Source organism: Planococcus koreensis (genome assembly GCF_004761975.1).
Classification (GTDB): domain Bacteria; phylum Bacillota; class Bacilli; order Bacillales_A; family Planococcaceae; genus Planococcus; species Planococcus koreensis.
Map to the genome: position 1 here is coordinate 22,876 of NZ_RQII01000049.1, position 22,714 is coordinate 45,589.

The 22,714-nt window shown below is 47.4% G+C and carries 19 protein-coding genes; 7 read left to right on the top strand and 12 right to left on the bottom strand.

Features of this window, described 5'->3' with window-relative positions; translation table 11 throughout:
- Position 1 precedes the first annotated feature (1 nt).
- On the bottom strand, positions 2-802 hold the full coding sequence (locus tag EGV91_RS11595; RefSeq protein WP_135503907.1) for an alpha/beta fold hydrolase: 801 nt from the start codon (positions 800-802) through the stop codon (positions 2-4).
- A gap of 168 nt (positions 803-970) precedes the next feature.
- The gene (locus tag EGV91_RS11600; RefSeq protein ID WP_135503909.1) at positions 971-1,612 is read right to left on the bottom strand and encodes a Yip1 family protein; all 642 of its coding nucleotides are present in this window, start codon (positions 1,610-1,612) and stop codon (positions 971-973) included.
- A 270-nt stretch (positions 1,613-1,882) separates the two neighbouring features.
- Here EGV91_RS11600 and EGV91_RS11605 point away from each other — a divergent pair, with 270 nt between their 5' ends.
- On the top strand, positions 1,883-2,776 hold the full coding sequence (locus EGV91_RS11605; RefSeq protein WP_135503911.1) for a DUF2382 domain-containing protein: 894 nt from the start codon (positions 1,883-1,885) through the stop codon (positions 2,774-2,776).
- Positions 2,777-2,853: 77 nt separating this feature from the next.
- On the opposite strand, the gene EGV91_RS11610 is transcribed toward EGV91_RS11605, so the two are convergent.
- Positions 2,854-4,314 (bottom strand): CoA-acylating methylmalonate-semialdehyde dehydrogenase, encoded by a 1,461-nt coding sequence (locus EGV91_RS11610; RefSeq protein WP_135503913.1) that lies wholly within the window; start codon positions 4,312-4,314, stop codon positions 2,854-2,856.
- Positions 4,315-4,326: 12 nt separating this feature from the next.
- Complete coding sequence (locus tag EGV91_RS11615; protein WP_175580308.1) at positions 4,327-5,517, bottom strand: iron-containing alcohol dehydrogenase; 1,191 nt, start codon at positions 5,515-5,517, stop codon at positions 4,327-4,329.
- 358 nt (positions 5,518-5,875) lie between these two features.
- Between EGV91_RS11615 and EGV91_RS11620 the strand changes: the two genes are divergently transcribed.
- Positions 5,876-7,159: an ATP-grasp domain-containing protein gene (locus tag EGV91_RS11620; protein ID WP_135503917.1), complete on the top strand. Its 1,284-nt coding sequence runs from the start codon at positions 5,876-5,878 to the stop codon at positions 7,157-7,159.
- A 285-nt stretch (positions 7,160-7,444) separates the two neighbouring features.
- On the opposite strand, the gene EGV91_RS11625 is transcribed toward EGV91_RS11620, so the two are convergent.
- From EGV91_RS11625 to EGV91_RS11640, 4 genes are all read right to left on the bottom strand, one after another.
- Positions 7,445-8,713, bottom strand: coding sequence for a sensor histidine kinase (locus tag EGV91_RS11625; RefSeq protein ID WP_135503919.1), 1,269 nt, complete (start codon positions 8,711-8,713; stop codon positions 7,445-7,447).
- A 12-nt stretch (positions 8,714-8,725) separates the two neighbouring features.
- A complete protein-coding gene (locus EGV91_RS11630; protein ID WP_158290607.1) occupies positions 8,726-10,630 on the bottom strand; it encodes a SpoIIE family protein phosphatase in 1,905 nt (634 codons plus the stop codon).
- Between the two features lie 435 nt (positions 10,631-11,065).
- Complete coding sequence (locus EGV91_RS11635; RefSeq protein WP_135503923.1) at positions 11,066-11,842, bottom strand: anti-sigma factor; 777 nt, start codon at positions 11,840-11,842, stop codon at positions 11,066-11,068.
- Positions 11,835-12,401 carry an RNA polymerase sigma factor gene (locus EGV91_RS11640; RefSeq protein WP_135503925.1) on the bottom strand — a complete coding sequence of 189 codons (567 nt, stop codon included), beginning with the start codon at positions 12,399-12,401 and terminating at the stop codon, positions 11,835-11,837. Before EGV91_RS11640 ends, EGV91_RS11635 begins: the two co-directional genes overlap by 8 nt.
- A gap of 300 nt (positions 12,402-12,701) precedes the next feature.
- Between EGV91_RS11640 and EGV91_RS11645 the strand changes: the two genes are divergently transcribed.
- Positions 12,702-14,033: a hypothetical protein gene (locus EGV91_RS11645; protein ID WP_135503926.1), complete on the top strand. Its 1,332-nt coding sequence runs from the start codon at positions 12,702-12,704 to the stop codon at positions 14,031-14,033.
- 54 nt (positions 14,034-14,087) lie between these two features.
- Entirely contained in the window at positions 14,088-15,041 is a 954-nt protein-coding gene (locus EGV91_RS11650) for a class F sortase (RefSeq protein ID WP_135503928.1), read from the top strand.
- A gap of 75 nt (positions 15,042-15,116) precedes the next feature.
- On the opposite strand, the gene EGV91_RS11655 is transcribed toward EGV91_RS11650, so the two are convergent.
- Positions 15,117-16,946 carry an APC family permease gene (locus EGV91_RS11655; protein ID WP_221300902.1) on the bottom strand — a complete coding sequence of 610 codons (1,830 nt, stop codon included), beginning with the start codon at positions 16,944-16,946 and terminating at the stop codon, positions 15,117-15,119.
- Positions 16,947-17,346: 400 nt separating this feature from the next.
- On the opposite strand from EGV91_RS11655, the gene EGV91_RS11660 reads away from it, so the two are divergent.
- Entirely contained in the window at positions 17,347-19,119 is a 1,773-nt protein-coding gene (locus tag EGV91_RS11660; protein ID WP_135503930.1) for a SulP family inorganic anion transporter, read from the top strand.
- 23 nt (positions 19,120-19,142) lie between these two features.
- Entirely contained in the window at positions 19,143-19,475 is a 333-nt protein-coding gene (locus tag EGV91_RS11665) for an ArsR/SmtB family transcription factor (protein WP_421958249.1), read from the top strand.
- Between the two features lie 59 nt (positions 19,476-19,534).
- On the opposite strand, the gene EGV91_RS11670 is transcribed toward EGV91_RS11665, so the two are convergent.
- Positions 19,535-19,828, bottom strand: coding sequence for a hypothetical protein (locus EGV91_RS11670; protein ID WP_135503934.1), 294 nt, complete (start codon positions 19,826-19,828; stop codon positions 19,535-19,537).
- Between the two features lie 57 nt (positions 19,829-19,885).
- Between EGV91_RS11670 and EGV91_RS11675 the strand changes: the two genes are divergently transcribed.
- Positions 19,886-20,164 (top strand): DUF805 domain-containing protein, encoded by a 279-nt coding sequence (locus EGV91_RS11675; protein ID WP_135503936.1) that lies wholly within the window; start codon positions 19,886-19,888, stop codon positions 20,162-20,164.
- A gap of 358 nt (positions 20,165-20,522) precedes the next feature.
- Here EGV91_RS11675 and ytvA read toward each other — a convergent pair whose 3' ends face one another.
- Together ytvA and EGV91_RS11685 are read right to left on the bottom strand one after the other, a co-directional pair.
- Positions 20,523-21,338: a YtvA family blue-light photoreceptor gene (gene ytvA, locus EGV91_RS11680; RefSeq protein WP_135503938.1), complete on the bottom strand. Its 816-nt coding sequence runs from the start codon at positions 21,336-21,338 to the stop codon at positions 20,523-20,525.
- 153 nt (positions 21,339-21,491) lie between these two features.
- Positions 21,492-22,714: copper amine oxidase (locus tag EGV91_RS11685; protein WP_241666176.1), on the bottom strand; the 1,223-nt coding region annotated here is incomplete at its 5' end.

Below are 22,714 nucleotides of genomic sequence, written 5' to 3' on the forward strand. Positions count from 1 at the left end.
CTCATTGTTCTAGAAAATCTTTGATGCAATAAACCGTTTCTTCCGGGTCGCTCAAATGTGGATTATGGCCCATCGCCTCCATCACGACAAGCTGGCTGCCGTCAATGTGCTCGTGGACATACTGGCTTACATTTGGCGGAGCAATGGCATCGAATTGCGGCTGCAATATCAATGTTGGAACGTGGACTTTGCTTAGCTCACTGCGAACATCCGATAAAAATGTCACTTCCGCGAATTTGCGGGCGATCACCGGATCATTTGCGCACAGTATCTGTTCAAATTCCTGCGCCAAACCGGGGCGCTCTTCGTTCTGCATGACGACTGGCGCTAAATACTTCGCCCATTCTTTGTAATTGATTTCCATCATATCCAATAGTTCAGCAATGTCAGACTGGTCAAATCCACCTTGATAGTCTTCGTCATTCAGATAATATGGCGATGGGCCGATCATGACCAGTTTTTCAAAAAGCTCCGGCCGCTCAATAGACGCCAGCATACCGATCATGCTGCTGACTGAATGGCCGACAAACAGGATGTTTTTCAATTGCAGCTCATCGCAGACATCCAGCAAATCCTGCTTATAGCCGTGCAGCGAGTTGTAGCGCTCTATCGAATACTGCGATTTATCGCTTTGGCCAGAACCAACGTAATCAAAAAGAACTACGCGGTATTGTTCTGTAAAAGCAGGAGCTACACCACTCCACACCTCTTGATCGCAGCCGAAACCGTGTCCAAATAACAGGGTTTTTTCTCCATTTCCATATATCTTTATATTATTTCGGTGAATCACTTGCTGGGCCATTTGCAACTCCCCCTTGCTTTAAGCAATGCTATCTCTATAAAAATCTTCCTTGCTCTAGAATACCATCAATATATGCAATAAATTCATCTTAGACTAATTACCCTGTTATATATAATTTAGACAGTCCAAAAAGCATATTTCATCCTATTTAGTTTGTTCCATCTTTTCTCAATAAAATTGATTGAAAAACGATGCGAAAATGACAAAGACAATAAGAAGAACAAATATCGTAATGATGATGCCTGGCAGAACGACAATGAAAAACCCTTTCCAAGACGAGACACGATGTGCTTCGCCTACTGCTTTGCAGACGATGATGAATGTCCAGACCGAGACAACCGCCAGCACGATAGACATGATTGCCACAATCGGGTTCCCCGCCACATCAGCACGGTCTGCAAAGAAAGTTTCCGGTGATGCTAGCGCCCAAATGATCAGCAGCGGCAACAGCCAAATCTGCGGTATTTGCGCTGCAGGAAGCGCTTTGAACATTTCCTGATAAGTCGCCGTTCCTTTGAACAGCCGCCCTACAAGCGTCAATATAGCTGCACCTAGAAAATAGCCCACTGCACTCCCGATTGGACCGGTGATCAATGCCTGAAGAATAGCCGCCCACGGTGCCATGTCCGAACTGCGGGTGTTCATCATCCCCAGCAGGCCGGATGCGAATCCTGTCAGAACGATAAGCAGAATGATGTATTTGACCGATTTTCGGTCGATGACGAAACGGACTGTTTCACGGGTTCTCAGCCAAATATCGGTGAACGGATTCACCCCGCGCTCTTTGCTTAAACGATCTTCTCTTACCATAATTCCCTCCTCCTTTCGTAAAAATAAAGATATGGCGGCCAGCAGTTCCAAGAAATTTTATAATAGTTATCTATTACCCGTTTCCGTATTTTATTAAATATATATTATAAGAAGAAACTTCAATTCTCTGGATTTTATTTTCCAATTGCTTATTGTTTTTCGGCTTCCGCGGCCAATTGATATGTTTATAAAACTGAAAAGGGTGGGTACACTACCTCTACCTTAACTTTTAGGTTCTACATCGAACCACACACTTAGGAGGAATTCATAATGACAAACCACGAAAACAAATTGATCGGCGCATATGACGTACAGGCAGAAGTATTGAATAAAATCACAGAATTGAAATCACAGGGCTATAGCGAAGATGACATTTACGTCGTTGCGCAAAACCACGACCAAGTAGCGATGGTTGAGCGCCAGACGCATGTGCATGTAGACGCGGATTCAACAGAAGCAAACGGCACACCGCAGCAAGAAGAAGGCTTCATGGGCAAATTCATCAACTTGCTGGCAGGAGAAGAAGCTTCAGGCGATGCCTTCAACAGCTTGAAGTTAAATGAAAAAGATGCGGAACAATCGCGCCGCCAACTTGAAGAAGGTAAACTACTGGTTTACGTCGACAGCGACTACAACGAATCGTATAATTCATTCCATGAAAAACGCGGAACTTCATCTTCCCGTGAAGGTTTTGCTGCCGGCAATACAAACGATGGCTTAACGGCCGGAAACACAAATGGCGTATCATCGGCTAGTGAAGAAGAGAAATTGCGCCTTCATGAAGAACGCTTGCATGTCGACAAAGAGCGCGTGCAAACTGGTGAAGTGAATGTCGGCAAACACGTTGTTGAAAATGAGCAGACAATCGAAGTCCCTGTTGAGCGCGAAGAAGTTTACGTTGAGCGACGCCCAGTGAACGATTCAACGGCTTCGACAGATACAAATCATTCATTTGATTCCAAAGATGCTTACACAGAAGGCGACACAATCCGTGTGCCATTGACGGAAGAGCGTGTAGAAGTGACGAAAACAGACGTAGTAGCTGAAGAAATCGTCATCGGTAAACGCAAAGTCCAAGATACAGAGCATGTGAAAGAAACAGTCCGCAAAGAAGTAGCAGACATTGACGAAGATGTGGAAGATAAAGACCGCAACCGCTTCTAATGTCACTAGCTGAATAGATAAATAACGATGCAAAAGCCCCCGGAAATTCATTTCCGGGGGCTTCGCTATGTCACCGATCAGCTCCAGCGGGCTGTCAGCATTTTTCGTCTTGTGTAGAATTCGACGCCGTCCGAACCGTTGGCGTGAAGATCTCCGTAGAATGAGTTTTTCCAGCCTGAGAACGGGAAGAACGCCATTGGAGCAGGAACGCCCAAATTGACGCCGAGCATGCCAACTTCGATGTTCTCGCGGAAATAGCGCACACTGCGCCCGCTTTCAGTAAAGAGGCAAGCGCCGTTGCCGAAATCGGATTTATTGGTCAGTTCAATCGCTTCTTCCAAAGTTGCCACACGGACAATTGACAGGACCGGCGCAAAAATCTCTTCTTTCCAAATGCGCATATCGGTCGTCACGTTGTCGAAAATCGTCGGGCCGATGAAATAGCCTCCGTCTTGCATGCAGGCATCTTCGCGCCCATCACGCAGCAGTGAAGCACCTTCCTGCTGGCCGATTTCAATATAATTAGCCGTTTTCGTTTTGTGCTCGTCGCGGATGACCGGGCCAAGGAAGACGCCTTCGTCCATGCCGTTGCCGACTTTCATGCTATCTGCCGCTTCCATTAATTTTTCAACCAATGTGTCTGCCACGTCTCCCACCGCAATGACGACTGCGCAAGCCATGCAGCGTTCGCCAGCAGAACCGTAAGCGGCTGAAACGATTTCTTTAACCGCCGGGTCAAGCTGCGCATCCGGCATGACGATCGAGTGATTTTTTGCACCGGCCAATGCCTGGACGCGTTTGCCGTGGCTGGTCCCTGTTTTATAGACATATTCCGCAACCGGCTGTGAACCGACAAAAGAAATGGCCGGGATGCCCGGGTGCTCAAGAATGCTGTTGACGACTTCGCGTCCGCCGTGGACGATATTGAAGACGCCTTTTGGCAATCCCGCTTCTTCGAACAATTCCGCCAGGCGGTTCGCAAGCAATGGCGTTTTCTCTGAAGGCTTCAGTACAAATGTATTGCCGAGCGCAATCGCCAGCGGGAACATCCAGCATGGCACCATCATCGGGAAGTTAAAAGGCGTGATGCCGCCGACGACGCCGACAGGATAGCGGTACATGCCGGATTCGATGTCCGTTGCGATATCAGGCAATTGCTTGCCCATCATCAAGGTAGGCGCACCAGCTGCAAATTCGACGCACTCGATGCCGCGCTGCACTTCCCCTTTGGCTTCGGCAAAGCTTTTGCCGTTTTCCACTGTGATCAATTCCGCCAGTTCGTCCCAATGATCGACCAGCAGCTGCTGGTATTTGAACAGAATGCGTGCGCGCCGCGGAACCGCTGTTTTGCTCCATAATTTATAGGCCGCTGCCGCTGCTTTTGCTGCGTCATCGACATCGTCCAAGGTGGAAAGCGGCACTTGCGCAAGGATTTCTCCCGTCGCCGGATTCGGTACTTCGTCAAATTTCGTTGTTTTTGCTTCCACCCATTCGCCATTGATATAATTCTTCAATCTATTCTTTGTCATTGTGTCCATAATTGTTTCCTCCTAAAGTTTTGCTTTTGCCGCTCCGCTTGCCGTAAATTCATAATCGAAACAAACGCGGTACAGCTCTTCGATTTCCTGCTGGTCCGGGATTCGCGGATTATTGCCGGGACTGCCACTGGCCAGCGCATCCCCTGCCATTTTAACGATTGAGCGATTGAATTGGTCTGCATCGATGCCCCAATCGCGCAAATTCGGAATTTCCAGATCCAGGCATAGCCGTTTGACTTCATCGACTGCGAATTGCGCCGCCTCTTCGTCTGTCAGCACCGCAGTGTCTCCAGCGAAGACCCGCCCTAAATCAGCTAGACGCCCGGCGCACGCATCTTTGCTGAATTCCAGCACAGCCGGCAGCAGCATGGCATTCGAAACACCATGCGGTACATGGAATAATGCGCCGATCGGCCGGGACATGCCGTGCACCAGACAGACAGAAGCGTTCGAGAACGCCATCCCTGCATACATTGATCCTGTCGACATCGCTTCACGCGCCGCAGTATCTTCCGAATCCGCATAAGCTTTGCGCAAATTCGGCACAATCAGTTTGATGGCAGCCATCGCGAGGACATCGGTCATCGGGTGAGCCTTTTTCGATAAATACGCTTCCACTGCATGGCTCAGCGCGTCAACGCCGGTGGCCGCAGTGACTTTTTTCGGCGACGACATCGACAGCAGCGGGTCGACGATGGCCACAGCCGGCATGAACGCAGGCTGCTTGATCATCATCTTCACGTCGTTTTCCGTATTGGTGATGATTGTGACGTCCGTCACTTCCGACCCCGTGCCGGCAGTCGTCGGTATGGCCAGATGCGGAACAGGCGCTGCCTCCGCAACTTTCGCCATGCCCATATAGTCGCCGATGAACCCGCCGTTCGCCGCCAGGACCGATACCGCTTTCGCTGTATCGATGCAGCTGCCGCCGCCGAGCGAGATGATCAAATCGCATCCACTTTCATTGAACAGCGCCAAAGCTTCTGCGACATATGTATCTGTCGGTTCCGACTCCACTCCAGTATAAACTTCGCTTTCCACATTTTCCTGCTTAAGCAATTCAACACAGCGGCCGACATTGCCAAGCGCTTCCATAATTCCGTCGCTGACGATGAGCGCCTTTTTCCCCCTTAACGCCGCCTCCGTGCCTGTGCGCTCGAATGCGCCGCGTGCATAGACGATCAATTGCGGTGTTCTGAACATTTCACAACCCACCAATTCCTTCACTCCCATCCCTTTTGTTAGTCATTAAAACCATACCGCTTTCTATTTTATCACGAATGCGCAGAGTTTTCTGAAAAATGGAGCAAGCATCCATAAGCGGAATAAAATATCCAGAACATAAATTTTATTTCAAATAATTAATAATTCAGATTATTTATTGACATTAAGTTGTGGTGTTGATACCTTTATAGTAACTACGAATCAATAACATACATGCTTAATGACATATTTTTGATTTTACGGATAGGCAAGTTGAACCCCTTTCCGAAGTTAACTATGTGCATTTATCCATCGCTCGAACACTATTGAATTCACCACATCATAAGGAGGTATTTAAGTGAAAAGCACAAAGCAAAAAAAAATTCTGATTCTCAGCGGCATCGCGCACATGGTCAATGTGGTGGAAACAGCGAAAAGGATGGGCTATTACACAATCGTCACTGACAAAGCGCCGGGATCGCCTGCCAAAAAAGTGGCCGATAAATCTTATGATATCAGCACCTCTGAAATTGACCGGCTCGCTGAAATGGCGAGGCATGAACAAATCGATGGTGTCTTCAATGGCTTTGATGACTTGAATACATGGAATGCCCTGGCTTTATGCGAGAAACTGGGACTCCCTTATTACGCGACCGAAGAACAGCTGGAAATCTGTTCGAATAAGGATCAGTTCAAAGAACATTGCCGAAAGTTTGGCGTGCCGGTTTCCGAAGAATATGTAATTGATGCAAAGCTCCAGGACGAAGACATTGCCAAGCTCACCTTCCCCGTCATCATCAAGCCGGTCGACAGCTACGCCAGCCAAGGCATCACCATTTGCTATACCCCAGAAGAGCTCAAATCCGGCTATGAAAAAGCGCTGGACTATTCCAAATCCGGCAACGTCATCATCGAACGCTTTATCGACACTCCTTACGGAACCATGATGTATTACACTGTACAAAACGGCGATGTTTTTCTATCCGCGGTAACGGACCGCCACGTTCATCAGCAATTCAAGGAATTACCGCCGCTGCCTATTGCTGTGGCTTTCCCGTCGATGCACAAAGAACTGTATCTCGAAAAAGTGGATCCGCAAATCCGTGACATGCTGAAAGGCATGGGCATTCAAAACGGCGTTCTGATGATTCAGGCACTCTACGAAGAAGGGGAATTCTTCATCTATGAAATGGGCTTCCGCATCAGCGGCTCGCAGCATTACACAATTGTGGAACAGCAGACCGGCATCAATTTGCTTGAAATGATGCTTGATCATGCGCTTGGCGAACCGATCGACAAATACGACATCTCGTCATTTGATGACAGCTATATTCCACGGCCGTCCTGCAATTTGCCAATCCTGCTGGACAACGGCATCATCGCTAAAGTGAGCGGCTTGGAGAAAGTGCTGGCGATGCCGCAAGTATTGTCGTTCGTAGGCTGCAGGCATGCAGGCGATGTTGTCGAGCACACCGGCTCTTATTCGCCGATGTTCGGCCGCTTCAATATCACTGCGGATTCGCTCGACGAACTGCACGAAACAATCGACGCCATCTACGACACATTAACAATCACTTCCACCGAAAAACGCGACATGATATTGGTGCGCTACCAGCCAAAGGCTTTACCTGTCTACGAATAAACGCAAAAAACCGGAGCCCCTACCAAGGGACTCCGGTTTTCTTATGGGTGCAGACATTCTGCCGCGGCGGATATGGCATTTTCGGGCTTGGGTCGTGGAGCGGCGCTTTTTTGCTAGTGCCGGTTAAAGTCCGAACAGTTCATGTTAACTGCTTTCTAGGTCATGTTGATACTCTCACACTTCATGTTAACGTCCCGCTAGATCATGTTAACGCTGATTTAGATCATGTTAACGGGAGAACCTTCTTCTCAAGCCCTATGGATGGCTGCATGTTCTTCCTGCTTTTTATTGCCCGATGATCTGAGAAGGCAGCTTCAAACTCACCGTCGTGCCTTTGCCAATCTGGCTGGAAAACGAGATGGCGCCGTCCATTTCCCGGATCAGCTGCTGGGTGACTTTCAATCCCCGGCCGATGATGGTGTTTTTGGCATCGCTGTTGAAATCCAGTAAGGAAGCCAGCTGTTCAGGCGCGATGCCGATGCCGGTATCTTCAATGTAGATGAAGAGATGATGCCTTTTCATCAACGTGGCGATCTGGACTTTGCCGCCGCGGGATGTGGCGTCAATTGCATTTTTCGTGACGTTCAGCAAAATCTGTTTGACGCGCAGCATGTCTTTTTTCAGAATGAGCTGCGGATCGATGTCAAAAGCCGTTTCAATGCCTTTTTGTTCAATATAAGGATTTAAGGTGAGCAGCACATCTTCCATCATTTCCTCCAAGGAAATGATGGTTGGCTGCCCCTCTGTTTCCGCGCTCGTGAAATGCTCCGCGACAGCGGCTTTCAGTTTGCTGATTTCCAGCACCGCCGCCCGGGAATGGCCCCTGACGCCCGGGTCGTCCGAACTGACAAGCGGTTCCAGCTGCTTAACGGATTTCTCGAGCCCCTGCGCAAGTTCCAGCGACAGCAAATCATTGATTTCGGTAACGTAATTCAACTTTTCTGTTTTCAGCGCCTGGTCTTTCAATGTCGAATAAAACCTGATCGATTCTGAGAAGTAGACATACAGGCCTGTCGACAATACATACAAAAGCAGCATCGTCCCGAAAATCGGCAAGCTATTATGCCACAACCACTCCGCTGCGCCAGTCATATAAAAATGTACAGTGATGGCACTGACCACGATGAGCCACGTCAAAACGCTGAAACCGATTCCTCTTTTGAGTTTATTCGGAAAAGGCTGCTGGATGAAATGGCGCCGCAAAAAGAAGAACAGCAGCAAGATGAAGACGGCCACCAGCAAAACGTTGAGCGAACCCAGCATGCCGCCGATTGCGAAACGGTAAACGACGATCATCGTCGCGGTGATGCCGCCGCTCAGCAGCCCGCCGTAAAGCAGCGACACCAAGAGGGCAATCCACCGCAGGTCCCAGACAAAGCCATCCCCCGAGACGATTGGAAAAGCCATGCACAAAATTGCCGAAAGCCCCAGGATGCTGCCCAAATAGAACTTGGCATGCAGTTCTGAGTAATTCGACAAGATGAACTGGAAAAAGTACAGCGGCGTCAAGATCAGGAAAAAATTCAGCAGAATATCTTCGATTGCAAAAGCCATTCATGTTCCTCCTTATATTTTCAAGATGATCAAGGTTTGGTCATCCTCAATTGCATACGGTTCCAAAGCGTTGACTTGTGCGAAAATCTCCTGCGCCAAAGTCGCGGCATCGAGTGACAGATCCGCTCGGAGGACGGCTTCACGCAATAGCCTATTCGTATCTTCCGTGTGCTTTTTCCGTTCCACCAAACCGTCCGTAAAGAGGACGACTAAATCCCCTGCCGCCAGCTGAATCGAATCCGATTTGAATTTCAAGCCTTCGGAAATGCCGAGCACCGGCCCCGTCGGATTTAATTCGCGGAAACGCTTTTCCGCCGGCTGGTAGACAAGTACCGGTTCGTGGCCGCCGGAAGCGTAATGCAGCGTTTTGGACGCCAAGTCGATATAGCTGCAAAACATCGTGATGAAACTGGCCTGTTCCATATAATGCGCCGAGAATTTATTGATCCGCGCCAAAACGGTCTGCGGCGATTCTTTCTGGTCCATCGCGAATTTCATCATCGTCATCTGGATGGCCGCCGGAATGCCTTTGCCGCTGACGTCGGCGATCGATACGAAGACCCCTTCTTCATCAGGTACAAGCGTGTAGAAATCGCCGTTCAACTCTTTGAACGGGATGCTGACAACGCCGGTATCGAAAGCCATCGGCACAGTGTTCGTCGACTTCAGCAGCGCTTCCTGCACGGTGACTGCGAGCGCCACTTCGTATTGAATGTTTTGATGCTGGATTTCAAGGCGCTTCAGCTTCTCGCTTTCCGTCACGTCCTTGAACGTCACCATTGTCCCGGCTGCCCCTTCGCTGACAAGCGGCTGTGTAAAGTATTCCACCGGAAAATTCGTGCCGTCTTTGCGCCAGAACACCTCATCGGTCACGAACGAATAATCGTTCGTTTCGACGGCCAGGCAAATCGGGCATTCCTCCATAAAATAAGGGCTTCCGTCCGTCTTCGTATGGTGGATGATTGGGTGGCTGGACCTGCCTACGAGTTCATCGCGGCGGAAGCCGAGCATTTCCACCGCCGAATCGTTGACGAAAGTGACCTTGCCTTGAAAATCAATGCCGTAAATGCCTTCGCCGACGGAATTCAGGAACCGCTCGTACGTATTGGAAATTTCCTCAACTTCCTTGAACGGCCGCTGCCCGTAGCGCACAAAAATCAGCACGAATAAAAATCCGTAGCCCGCCACTTTGAAGACATGCGAAACCGTCGCACTCCAATCGGTGATAGCGGTGAACGAATAAACCAAAGTCGAAAACAGCAGGAAAATGGAAGCCGGCGCAATAAAGCCGACTTCGATGGAATTTGTCTTCCCTTTCTTCTCGAGCGACAGCAAATACAGCAGAATGCCAAGATGGACAATTGTCGACAGCGCCATCCCTGCGTTGAACAGCAAAGTCGGCCTGCGGTCCACAACCAGCATCGGCAGTTCACTTTGCAGCAGCAGGATGAAAATGGAGATTGACGTTACGTAAAAGATCGACAGCACCGCAGCCATCGACTTCAATCCCCGGAGTTTAAGCGGCGAATCCAGCTCCACCATGAGGATGATGAACAAAATGGTCTCCGTGATCCGGGCCACCGACCAGAACCAGCCAGTTACCGACGGCTCCACCATCAACGAGCCCGGCATACCTGCGACTGTCAGAATGTGCAGGATATCAAAAATACCGACCGCAAAAAACAAGCTTGAGAAAATCAGCTGCTTGTAATTGTCTCCGATGCGGGTGAACAGCCAGCCTTGGACGGCAATGGATATAGCGATAAAGATGCTCGTCATTTCCAGAACGACATGCGTCATCAAGAACGCTGGATCGCTGAAATCCGAAAAACCCACTCGCTCATCGATAAAAATCGTCAAGTAGAACAGGATGCTCACGGCGATCGATATTTGTATTAAACGGTTAGCGGCAGTCATAAAAATCACTCTCGAATCTGTAAAGGGATAATGGCACATCAATTTTGTGCAGTTTCTATATAAATTGAGCTCATGAAGCGGCCATTTATATGCCGCTTCGGTCGCTTTGGACAAGACTCCCGCCATGAGCTGAGAAAAACACTCGTATCATGGCTGCGTCTAGTCCTTTGACGCGTCTCAGCTAAGAGATCTCTCGATATCATATCAAGCAAAATCACGCAGCAGCATCAGCTTTTCCGTTAACCGGCGTTAAAACTTTTTTAACAGGCGTTACATCCGATTTAACAGGTACTGCTTGAAAATTAACAGGTGTTAGCCGGCAGTTAACATGAATTGTTCGGAATTTAACCGGCATTAGCAATAAAACTCTTTTTGCCCACAAAAAAACAAGGAAGGCTCGTTGTAAGACCGAGAACTTCCTTGCTCTTCATCTGCCTATAGACCAGCGCTGAGCACGATTTCACCTTCCGGCAATTCGTTGCCCGCTTCTGGTTCAAGCGTGATCGCGATTGTATCCCATTCTTCTGTATTCTGTTCAAGTTGGTAAAACGCTGCGCCTTGGCCTCCTGCATCCGCTTCGAATGCACCTGCCGGTATCGGCTGCCCGTCTTTCAATAGCCAAATCTGGTAGACTTCACTGCCAGACAACGCCTGCAGCCCTTCGCCCTGAACAACTACTTCGAGCGAATCGCCTTCGCGGACAAGCGCTGCTTTTGCAGTGCCGCCGAAGCTTTCGCTTGCTTGCAAGTCAATCGACTGGAACGCCGCTTCTGTTTGCGCGCCGCCGTCGCCGTCATCGTCCGACAATTGCATTAACGCATAGGCGTTGCCGAGCAATGACACTAGCAGCACCGCGGCGATCATTGGACGCCACCAAATCCGTTCTTTCGGCGGCTTCACCATTGGCACTACTTTCGGTGCCGGCTTTGCTGCCGGCTGTGCGGCTTCTATGGATGGTTCTTGAGCTTTGATGGTTTCCTCTTTGACCGGTTCCTGTTGATGGCTTTCGTCAAAGACATTTGCCAGGATGCGGGCTTTCATGCCTGCCGGCGGTTCTGCCGCTTCAGCCAGGTAAGGGAGTTCGCCTACTGCTTCGACAAGTTCGCGGCAGTCTTCGCAGCTGTTCAAATGCAGTTGGAATTCACGCATTTCTTCTTCTGTAAATGTACCGTTCAAATAATCGATGACGTGGTCACAATTCATCTTAGTCATCAATGGCTCCCCCTTCCTGCACACCGTGCAATGATTTTTTCAATTTGCCGAGCGCCAGCCGGATCCTGCTTTTCACTGTACCCAGCGGCAAATCGCAGATTTCCGCAATTGCCTCATGGGTATGCCCCTTAAAGTAAAAGAGCTGGATCATTTTCTGCTGTTCCGCAGACAAGCGCTCTACTGCGGTTTGAATCTGGTCTTTTTGTTCCTGCCATTCGGCCTTTTGTTCCACCGAAGAGTCTCCGTCCGCCATATCGTTGATTTCATCGAGCGGCACTGTCGGTTTTTTGCGTTTTCGTATCAAATCAATCGCGGAATTCCGCGACATTGTAAACAGCCAAGAAGTGAACTTGCCTTTGCTTTCATCGTATTCCCCAGTACCCCGCCAAATTTTGATGAAGACTTCCTGCATGGCTTCTTCCGCCAGTGCACGATCTTCCGTCATCTTCAGCAAAAATGAGAAAAGGATTTTTTCGTAGCGATCATACAATTGTTCGAGTGCGTCTTTGTCCTTGTCCTGAATCAGCCGGTAAAGCATAAAGTCTGAGCTATTCTCCATCCATGTACCCCTTTTTTCATATTTCGTCCTTTAAGCATACTACAATGCTTGCTGCAGATGCATTGCCTAACTCAAAAAACTGCAATTTGGGGAGAAGAAGTTTTTGTTCGAATTCTATAAACCAAACGTGAAAACACACGGTTTAGATCACTTTTTCCCCTTGAAAATATTGCTTCCTTATATATAGATTCACATCTTTCACGTTTTCTAATCTTTTTTTATTTTCCAGCCGAAAAAGTGATCTATTTCTTTAGCAATTGCGTTAGGTCGATATGACAATCAAACAAAAGGAGTGTTTTTATGAAATGGAGAAAAGTATTGGCCCCGGTCCTTGGTGCAGCATTATTGATCCCAGGAATGGGAACGGCATTCGCAGATGAAATGCCGAAAACGGATACGACAGGCGTTGAACTGCGGGCAACATTGGATTCGTTATTGTCTGAGCATTATGCGCTGGCAGTTGATTCGATGATGAAAACCTATGACGGCGACAAAGGCGCAGAAGCAGCAGCCGCTGCATTAGCTGAAAATGCCGCTGACATGGAGCCGGTGATTGCTTCTGTCTACGGTGAAGAAGGCGGCGCGGCTTTCGAAGAAATTTTCGCGGAGCACAACATGGGCACCACTGAATACGCCCAAGCGATCAAAGATGGCGACGAAGCGATGGAAGAGGAAGCATTAGAGCAGATCCAATCGTTCGTTGACGACATGGGTGCGTTCCTGGCCACAGCAACTGAAGGCAATTTGCCTGAAGAAGGCGCAGTAGACGCACTTCGCCAGCATGAAGATTTCGTCCAAAACACATTCGACCTTTATGTAGCCGGGGATTACGTGGAGTCTTACACAACGTACCTTGAAGGCTTCAAACAGATTTTTGGCGCAGGCAGTGCCATCAGCGGGGCGATCTCCACGCAGTTCCCTGATCAATTCTCCGACCCGAACACAGCGGCAGGCGACTTCCGTTCAACCGTCAACCGCATTGCAGCTGAACATTTCGCTTTGGCACAATTGAGCCTGACAAAAGGCTTTAACGGTTCCGCAGATTTCGATTTCGCGGATTGGGCCCAAGACCAGAACACCGAAGAATTCCGTGCAGCCATCGCTTCCCTTTACGGTGAAGAAGCTGCCACCCAATTTGCACAAATCTGGAACAACGAACACATTTCCGCACAAGGTGCATTGTCAGGTGCGGCAGCATCACAAGACCAAGCAGGCATTGACGAAGCAAAAGAAGCGTTGACTGGCACATTTGCCACTGACTTGGGTACGTTCCTTAGTACAGCAACCGAAGACCGCATGCCGCTTGATGAAACAATCGCCGGTGTAGCAGCTCATGAAGAATCCGTCATTGGCACATTTGAGCAATACGTAGCTGGTGATTATGAAGCTTCATACAACACATACCGTGAAGGTTATGCGATCATGTTTGATATCGGCAAAGGATTGAGCGGCGCAGTTGTCGATCAATTCCCTGAAGAATTCCAAAACACAGCACCCGAAAAAATGCCGAAAACAGGCTTTGGCGGCACAGCAACCGAATCCAACTCAATGATGCTGTGGGTCGCTTCAAGTATGCTGCTGCTCGTTGCAGCTGGAACTATCACGTATCGTCAAAGAACGAAACAGCAATAAACTCTTGAGGGAGCCACGCGTTCCCTCTATTCCTATGGAAAGGGAGGATGGACTATGAAGACCTATGCTCCAATGGGCATCGCATTGCTTCTCTCTGCGATCCTGTTCTTTATCATGAAACCGTACGAAGATAACTCAAAGCCCGTCACTGAAGCTGAACCTCCGTCCGAGCTTGCGGCGGAGACCAAAACCGTATCGGCAGAAAAGACGGATAAAATCGCAGAGTTTCCCATCCTTCCTGCCCAACGCGAGAAGCTGGAAGCCTTGCAGCGTGAGCGCCAAGAAAGCATCCGCGGCATGGAACCTGCACGAATTGAAATTCCGTCCATCGGCGTCGACACAGCGATCGAACCAACCGGCATCCTGGAAAACGGCGAGATGGGCGTTCCTGAAGACGTCGATCAGGTCGGATGGTTCGAGCCCGGCTACAAGACCGGTGCCAAAGGCCATTCCGTTCTTGCCGGACATGTCGACAGCTTGACCGGCCCTGCCGTCTTCTACGAATTGCAGAATGTGAAAATCGGTGAACAAGTGACAGTGACAGACAAAGATGGCCGTAAAATGGTTTTCGAAATCAAAGAAAAAGTCAGCTACGAAACCGATGAAGCGCCGATTGAAGAAATATTCGGCCCTTCAGACAAGCGCATGATCAACTTGATCACGTGTACCGGCGACTTTAACCGGTCGATCGGCTCGCACGAAGAGCGCCTTGTCGTTTCCGCTGAACTTGTTTCCGATTCGGCTGTCATTCAGAAAGCGCCTGAAGCGCCGACAAACGTCGAAGCGACTTCATTCAACCTGTCTTGGCACGCAGTGCGCGATGACGCCATTATCGGCTACCGCGTCTACGAGGAAGACATCGAAACAGGCGAAAGCAAAAAGATCGCCACGGTATCATTGTTCGACCGCAAGAATATCGAGATTGAACAGGATCCCAACAAGCGCTATTTTGTTACAGCGGTTGATGTGGACTTGAACGAGTCCGAGAAAACAGAAGCACAGCAATAAACAAGAAACTGCATAAACGAAGGGCAGCTGAGAAATTCTTGGCTGCCCTTATATTTTTGCTTTTTTGTGCCTTTCTTATTTCTTCAACCGGTAAGGAACCGTTGTGACGATGACGTTTTTCCGGTAAAGCAAGTTGGTGCGTATCAATAGCCCCGATTGATTGTGCAGAAAATTATGCCACCCTTTTTTGGGAATGAATTGCGGAATGACGACTGTCACTTGATAATCCGACTCTTTTGCTTTCCAAGTCACTGTATCGATAAATTTCAGCAGGGGCTGGAGAATACTTCGATACTGTGAAAACAGGGTGACAAGGCGAATATCTGGATGCCATTTTTCCCATTTTTCTTCAAAATCCTTTTCGTCCTCTCTTTCAAACGGAACATAAACTGCAAAAATCTGGTCTGCACCGAGCGATTTCGCATATACAATCGTTTGTTCCACCACTTGCGTAATTCCAGCCACTGGTATAATAATGACATTGCCTTTTATCTGAATGGCCGCGCCAGGTACACCGATCTTTAATTGTTCTGCGACATCTGTGTAATGGCGTTTGATCCGGTGGAATATATACATAATGATCGGAAGAAATATCAACACAGGCCATACTTGTGCAAACTTGGTCAAAAAGAACACCAGAGTAACCAATAAGCTGATCAGTGCCCCGGTGGTGTTGATCACTAATTTCACTTGCCAGCCCTTCGGCTTTTCACGCAGCCATTTCACGATCATTCCGGATTGCGATAAAGTAAATGGAATAAAAACACCGACCGCATAAAGCGGTATCAATTGTTCTGTATGTCCGCCAAACGCAATGATTAAAAGGATTGAGGATATACCGAGAATTACGATGCCATTTGAATAACCCAACCGATCCCCTCTGACTGTAAACATGCGTGGAATAAAGCTATCCGTCGCTAGATTGACTGCCAGCAAAGGAAACGCCGAGTAACCGGTATTCGCAGCGAGAATCAGGATCAACGCTGTGGTTCCTTGTATAAAAAAGTACATAAAATTGCGTCCGAAAGTTTGCTCGGCGATCTGCGAAACGACGGTCTCTTCCGCTAAAGGCGCAATCCCGTAATAATATGCTAAGAAAACGATGCCGGAAAATAGAATAGCCAATAAAATCCCCATGGCAGTAAGGGTTTTTGCTGCATTCAAAGAAGAAGGTTCTTTAAAATTTGGAATTGCATTGGAAATAGCTTCCACCCCGGTCAATGCAGAACTACCTGAAGCAAACGCCCGCAAAAGGATGAACAAACTGATTCCAGCCACCGGTGTACCGATTTGTGGATGCAATTCAGGTGGGACGGTCCCAGTGATGATATTGTAAAAACCGACCCCCATCAAGATAAACAACGCCAATACAAATAAGTAAACCGGATAGGCAAGAATCGATGCAGATTCCGTAACTCCCCTTAGATTCAGCAGCGTCAAAAAGACAACGAAAACAATCGCAATAAGCACGTTATAGTCATGCAAGCTGGGGAACGCAGAAGTTATCGCATCCGTCCCCGCCGTTACGCTTACAGCGACCGTTAAGATATAATCCACGAGAAGAGAGCCCCCAGCAAGCAGCCCAGGATTAACGCCTAAATTTTGCTTTGAGACAATGTATGCACCGCCGCCATGGGGATAGGCAAAAATAATCTGCCGATACGATAAGATAAGTGCCGTCAGTAAAAACAAAACACCTAGGGCAATCGGGATTGAATACCAGAATGCAGTAGCACTGACGGTGATCAAAACAATCAAAATCTGTTCCGGCCCATATGCTACCGAAGATAAAGCATCAGACGACAAGATAGCCAATGCCTTCTTTTTGTTTAATTTTTGCTCACCTAGCACGTTGGATTTTAAGGGCCGTCCTATCAAAAGCTTCTTGAAAGTAGATAATATCATTTCTACTCACCCTTCATTCGGGATATTTTACCATCAACTATTCACTATAGATTTTTGACTGTTCATAAAGACCGATGACTTTGTTTCGTTTCCATAACTTTGAATACATAGTAGTCCTAATTTTAATTATTTGCAATTTTCAGTAATTATTAATAATTTATCTGAAGTTTTCATGGTATTTAAATTAAAGATTTCTTGCTAAGAGGAAATTAAGTCAAGGAACAAAAGGGTTGCGAGAAAATCTCAAAACCTGGAACTCCTGCAGTTTTTGTTTTAAATCACCTTTTTTACTTTCTTCTTCAGCCTGCAACTTTGACTTTTATTTTCAGAAGGTATATATTCTTGTTACATAATATTCAAATAATCAGATATACTATAAAACAAAAGAGAAGGTCTTTGTATGGAGAAGAAGTCGTTTTTCACTGGAAGATACGCAGACTATTCATTTCAAAGCTTTAAAAAAGACCTTTTATCCGGATTAGTGGTGGGAGTCATCGCGATTCCATTAGGGATGGCCTTCGCCATTGCTTCGGGAGTCAATCCGGAATACGGCATCTACACGACACTCATTGCCGGTATTCTCATTTCGGTATTCGGCGGATCCAAATTTCAAATTGGCGGCCCGACCGGAGCCTTTATCCCCATCTTATTTTCCATTGTCCTCACATACGGCTATGAAAGTTTATTGCTCGCTGGATTTTTAGCCGGCATTCTTTTGTTTCTTATGGGTATTTTCAAACTGGGTTCATTGATCAAATATATACCACGCCCCGTCACAATCGGCTTCACCTCTGGAATCGCAGTGATTATTTTTGTCGGCCAAATTGCGAATTTCCTAGGGTTGAGCGGCATAGAAAAGCATGAATCTTTTCTATTGAATGTAAAAGAAATCGCGCTTCACATAGAAACCGTTAATTTTTACAGCGTGTTAACCGCTGTCATCTGCCTGATTGCGATCTTACTGACACCAAAGCTTGTTCCGAAAGTGCCTGGCCCGTTAATCGGCTTATTGGTTTCAACTATCGCAGCAACTGTTTTTTTCCCGGCTGAAGTGGCGACAATCGGTTCGGCCTTTGGGGAAATTCCAAACACCCTCCCGGAATTCCGTTTTCCCGAAATCACTTTAGAACGCATCGGGCTGCTGATCGGCCCTGCTTTTGTCATTGCCATGCTCGGCGGAATTGAATCGCTCTTATCTGCGGTTGTGGCTGACGGCATGACCAACAGCAAGCATAACAGCAATAGAGAACTGATCGGCCAAGGCATTGCCAATATGGTTACACCGTTATTCGGCGGAATTCCGGCTACCGGTGCAATTGCCCGGACAGCCACGAATATTAAAAACGGAGCAGTGTCCCCCTTTTCCGGCATGATCCATGGAGTTGTCGTTTTCTTGGTGCTGCTCCTTTTCGCCCCTTACGCTTCGGCGATCCCTTTGGCCAGCATGGCACCGGTATTGATGGTCGTCGCCTGGAATATGAGTGAAAGGCATGTATTCATCAATCTCTTAAAAACGAAAACAGCGGATTCCCTGGTTCTCGTTGCGACGTTTTTATTGACCGTCTTTGTGAGCCTGACGGTTGCGGTAGAAGTCGGATTATTGTTCGCAGTCATTTTGTTCACCAAACAAATGAGCGAGCTGCTCGTCACAGCGAAAGCCTTGCCGGATCCAAACCATAAAGACGAAAAAGTAGGAACCCATATGGTTACCGACATCCACGACTGCCCGCAAATAAGCATCTATAATGTGGAAGGGCCATTATTCTTTGGTTCTGCCCAAGCCTTTGAGCAAACGATCATGAAGACAATCCATTACAAACCGAAAGTGCTTTTATTGAGAATGGGGAAAGTCCCTTTTATGGATACAACGGGTGAAGCGTATTTGTCCAGCATCATCAAAGATTTTTCAAAACACGGGATGGTCTTAATTTCCGGCATGAAACCGCATCCGATAAATGTTATGAAAAAAACAGGGCTGTATGACTATACTGGAGAAGACCATTTCTTTGAGCATACGGGAGAAGCGATCAACTTCGCTTTAGAACAGCTCGATAAAAATAAATGCCTGGGGTGCCAGCATTTTGCCTTCAAGGAATGTAGGGCGCTTTCGGCTGGAATCGAAATCGATACAGCGAAATCAGGTAAAAACGAAAAAATCCTGGAGCAGTTTTAGAAAGGAAGAAAACTATTTTGGATATGGAAATGCAGCGTTTCAAAGCAGAATTTTTCAAGGCTCTTGCCCATCCGCTTCGGATTCGAATTCTGGAGATTTTGGCTGAGGGGGATAAAAGTGTAAATGAAATTCAGCAATTGGTTGAAACAGAAGGTTCTACAGTATCTCAGCAACTGACCGTTTTAAGGGCGAAAAACATCGTCACCGGCATCAAAGAAGGAAACCGTGTGATTTACTCTTTGCGGGACCCACTGATCATTGAATTATTGGATGTGGCCAAGAAAATTTTCAATAACCATTTAGCCGAAACGATCACGATGCTAGACCGGCTCAAGGATGCGGATAAAGCAGAATAGACATGAAGAAATTAAAAACTGCAGGATCCCGGGAAACCGGCGGTCCTGCAGTTTTTCGTTTATATTGCCTTGATGACTTTCTTCTCCAGCCTGCACCGCTCGCACCTGTAAATGTACAAAGGCATATCTCCGCTGTCCTGCCCCACTTCTATGAAGTTATGGAAACCGATGCGGCATAATGGGCTTTGCTGCTTGTTGCCGGAAAGCGCCAGTAACATCAGCACGCAGATGCCGCCAACGATCAGCGCATAAGGTATGATGCCCAAGTCGTACGTTTCCTCTACGTTCGCGATGAGCAATATGACCCCGAGCAAGGCGGCAGAAGGCGCAGCCACTTTTGCGATGTTAAACAAAAAATTCCTCCTTATACCTTCTATTCATCCTGTTCCCTTAGCAGACGGTGCTAACACTTGATATGGGAAATCGCATTGACAGTAATTGGTGCCGTGGCCGGACTTGAACTTGCAGAAGGCGCGGGAATTCTTAGCACTCTCTTCTCTCTTTTAATTATCATCCCGGGTTTATCCTTAACTGTCCGCCGCCTTCATGACATCGGCAAAAGCGGCTGGTGGGTTCTCATTACTTTGATTCCGCTTGTTGGAGCAATTATCTTATTGGTTTTCACTGTCAAAGACAGCGAACCTTCTTCGAACGAATACGGAATGAATCCGAAAACAGCGGTATCATAATATTTGATGAAGGCATGTGCCTGTTTGCAAACGGGTGCCTACCTTTTGCTTTGGAATAAGAGCCAAACCTTTCCATAAAATGAGAAAACCCCTTCAGAAATTTTCTTTCTGCAGGGGTTCATTTGTTTCACTGGATTATTTAATTATTTATTGGCAATCTCTTCTTTGTTCACGAATGCTGAACCCCGAATAGATTCACGCAATTGCAGAGCTCATGAAATGATGCTTCCATTTCCATCGGCTTCTGGGGCAAAATATGATTTGAAATTGTTTCCGGCAATTTTCTTTTCATCTACAAGTCACACATTAATTGCTATATCTTCCCCCTGCACATTCTCACTTGCGGGTTTATCCCTATTTATCGGAATGGCATCAGACGGGTTTGCAGCGGTATGCCCACGCTGTCATTCAATTGTCTTATCACTTGCTGGATTGTCGAAAAAGTGAGCAGGGTTTGATCCGCGCTTCTTTCGCTTGCGATTTGGACAGCCGTTTTCGAATTGATGCCGGTAATGTAAAGCTTGCTGCCCATGAGGCGCAATACATCTTGGATGACGACTAATTTTTCATATAGAAAATTAACTTCCCAAATGATGCCTGTTGTATCGATGATGACGTGATGCGTCCCCGTCTCTTGCACAAATTCGCTCAACTTGGATGTCAGGATATTGAAGCGCTTCTCATCCATTTTGCCGACCAATGCTACTGCTCCCAAATCGAGATGGATTGGAATAATCGGAAGAAGCAATTGGTTGATTTCTTCTTCTTTTTCATCCAGTAAAAGGCGCTGATCCACTTCCTTTGTGATATCGGTCTGAGTGCCGATAAAATACAATTTCCCTTCCACAACGACTGGTTCAATATTCAAGCGATTCCAAAATGCTGTTCCATCTTTGCGGTAGTTTTTCAGCGTTACAGTCGTCTGTACTTTATTGGCAATACTGTCCCTAATTTGTTGGATCGCTTCGGGGCTCGTTCCTGGCCCTTGCAGAAAACGGCAGTTGTTCCCAATAATGTCTTCCTCCGCATATCCGGTCAAACTTTCAAATGTTTGATTCATGTAGATAATCGGATTGTCAGCTTGTTGGGGATCGGTAACGACCGTGGCCACCCTGCTGCCGTTCAACATTGCTTCCAATATAGCGTTTTGGGTGTCTTTGCTTAAATCTTTCATAAAACATGGCTCCAGTCTCTAATAGGATGGAATGAATTGAATACCAAATATAAGAAGCTAAAAGTTGCGTCATAAACTAAAACATGAGAAACGTATAATAAAGCTAGCCAATTAAGGCTAGCTTTATTAATACAATTCTATTGATTGTTATTCTTATTGTTGGTTGCGTGTGCGCAATGCGATTGTAGTTGTCAATCCAGCAAGCATTAATCCTGCAAGGATCCACATGAATGGTAATGTTGATGACTCAGTGCCGCCCATTCCTGTTTTAGGCATTTCAGATGGCATTGCTGCTTCACCGAACTGCTCTGGGAATTGGTCAACGATTGCTGCTGATAGACCAGCTGCAGGCATTGTCATGTGAGCGTAAGCTTCACGCATAGAGCTATATGCTGCGTCATAGTCGCCAGCTACATAAGAATCGAATGATGCAAGCAATTGGCTGACGTGTGCAGTCAAACCTTCTTCAAGTGCTGCAGCCGGTACGCGGCCTTCAGTTGCGCCATCAAGAAGTGCTGCTTGTTCAACGATGTACTCGTCAAGTTCAGCTTTTGCTTTTTCTTGTCCTTCAGCGTTGCCTTCACCTGTTGCTACTACGTAATCCACGAAGTAACCGATGTGTGATTTCCACGTTTCATCGAATGCTGCGCCAGCTTCTTCGCCGTAAACGGATGTTACTGCAGCAGTCAAGTCATCAGCATTTGCCAAAAGTGCAGCTGATGCCTGGTCGAAGCTTTCAGCACCGTCAGCGCCGTCTTGCATTGCCATTACTGCTAATCCAGCATGCTCAGTGAACGTTGTGTTCAACGTAGCGCGCAGATCGATTGCCGGTGTATCCGGGTTTGTGTTTTCGAATTTATCAGCAAATTGGTCAGTGATCGCGATTGACAATGTTTCAGCGAACATGCTCATGTGCTGGATTGACTCGCGCTCAAGAGCGTATGAAGTTTCAAAGTCTCCCGCAACGTAAGCGTCAAACGATTTGATCAATTGGTCAACGTGCATATCCAAGCCTTCATTTACAGCTGCTGCTGGCAAACGGCCTTCAGTTGCTGTATCGAAGAATTCAGATTGTGTTTTCTTGTATTCTTCAAGTTCAGCCAAAGCCTGGTCTTTTCCAGCTTGGTCGTCATTCGCTGTTGCTGTTACATAATCCACGAAATAGCCGATATGCGATTTCCAGATCTCGTCGAATTGAGCTGCGCCTTCTTCACCGTATACAGAAGCGACTGCCGCTTTCAAATCGTCAGCGTTTGCCAATAATGCTCCAGATGCTTGGTCGAAGTCTTCTGCTCCGTCAACGCCTTTTCTCATTGCTTCTACTGCTAAGAATGCATGCTCCGTTAAAACGGTATCAAGCGCGATGCGTAGTTCGC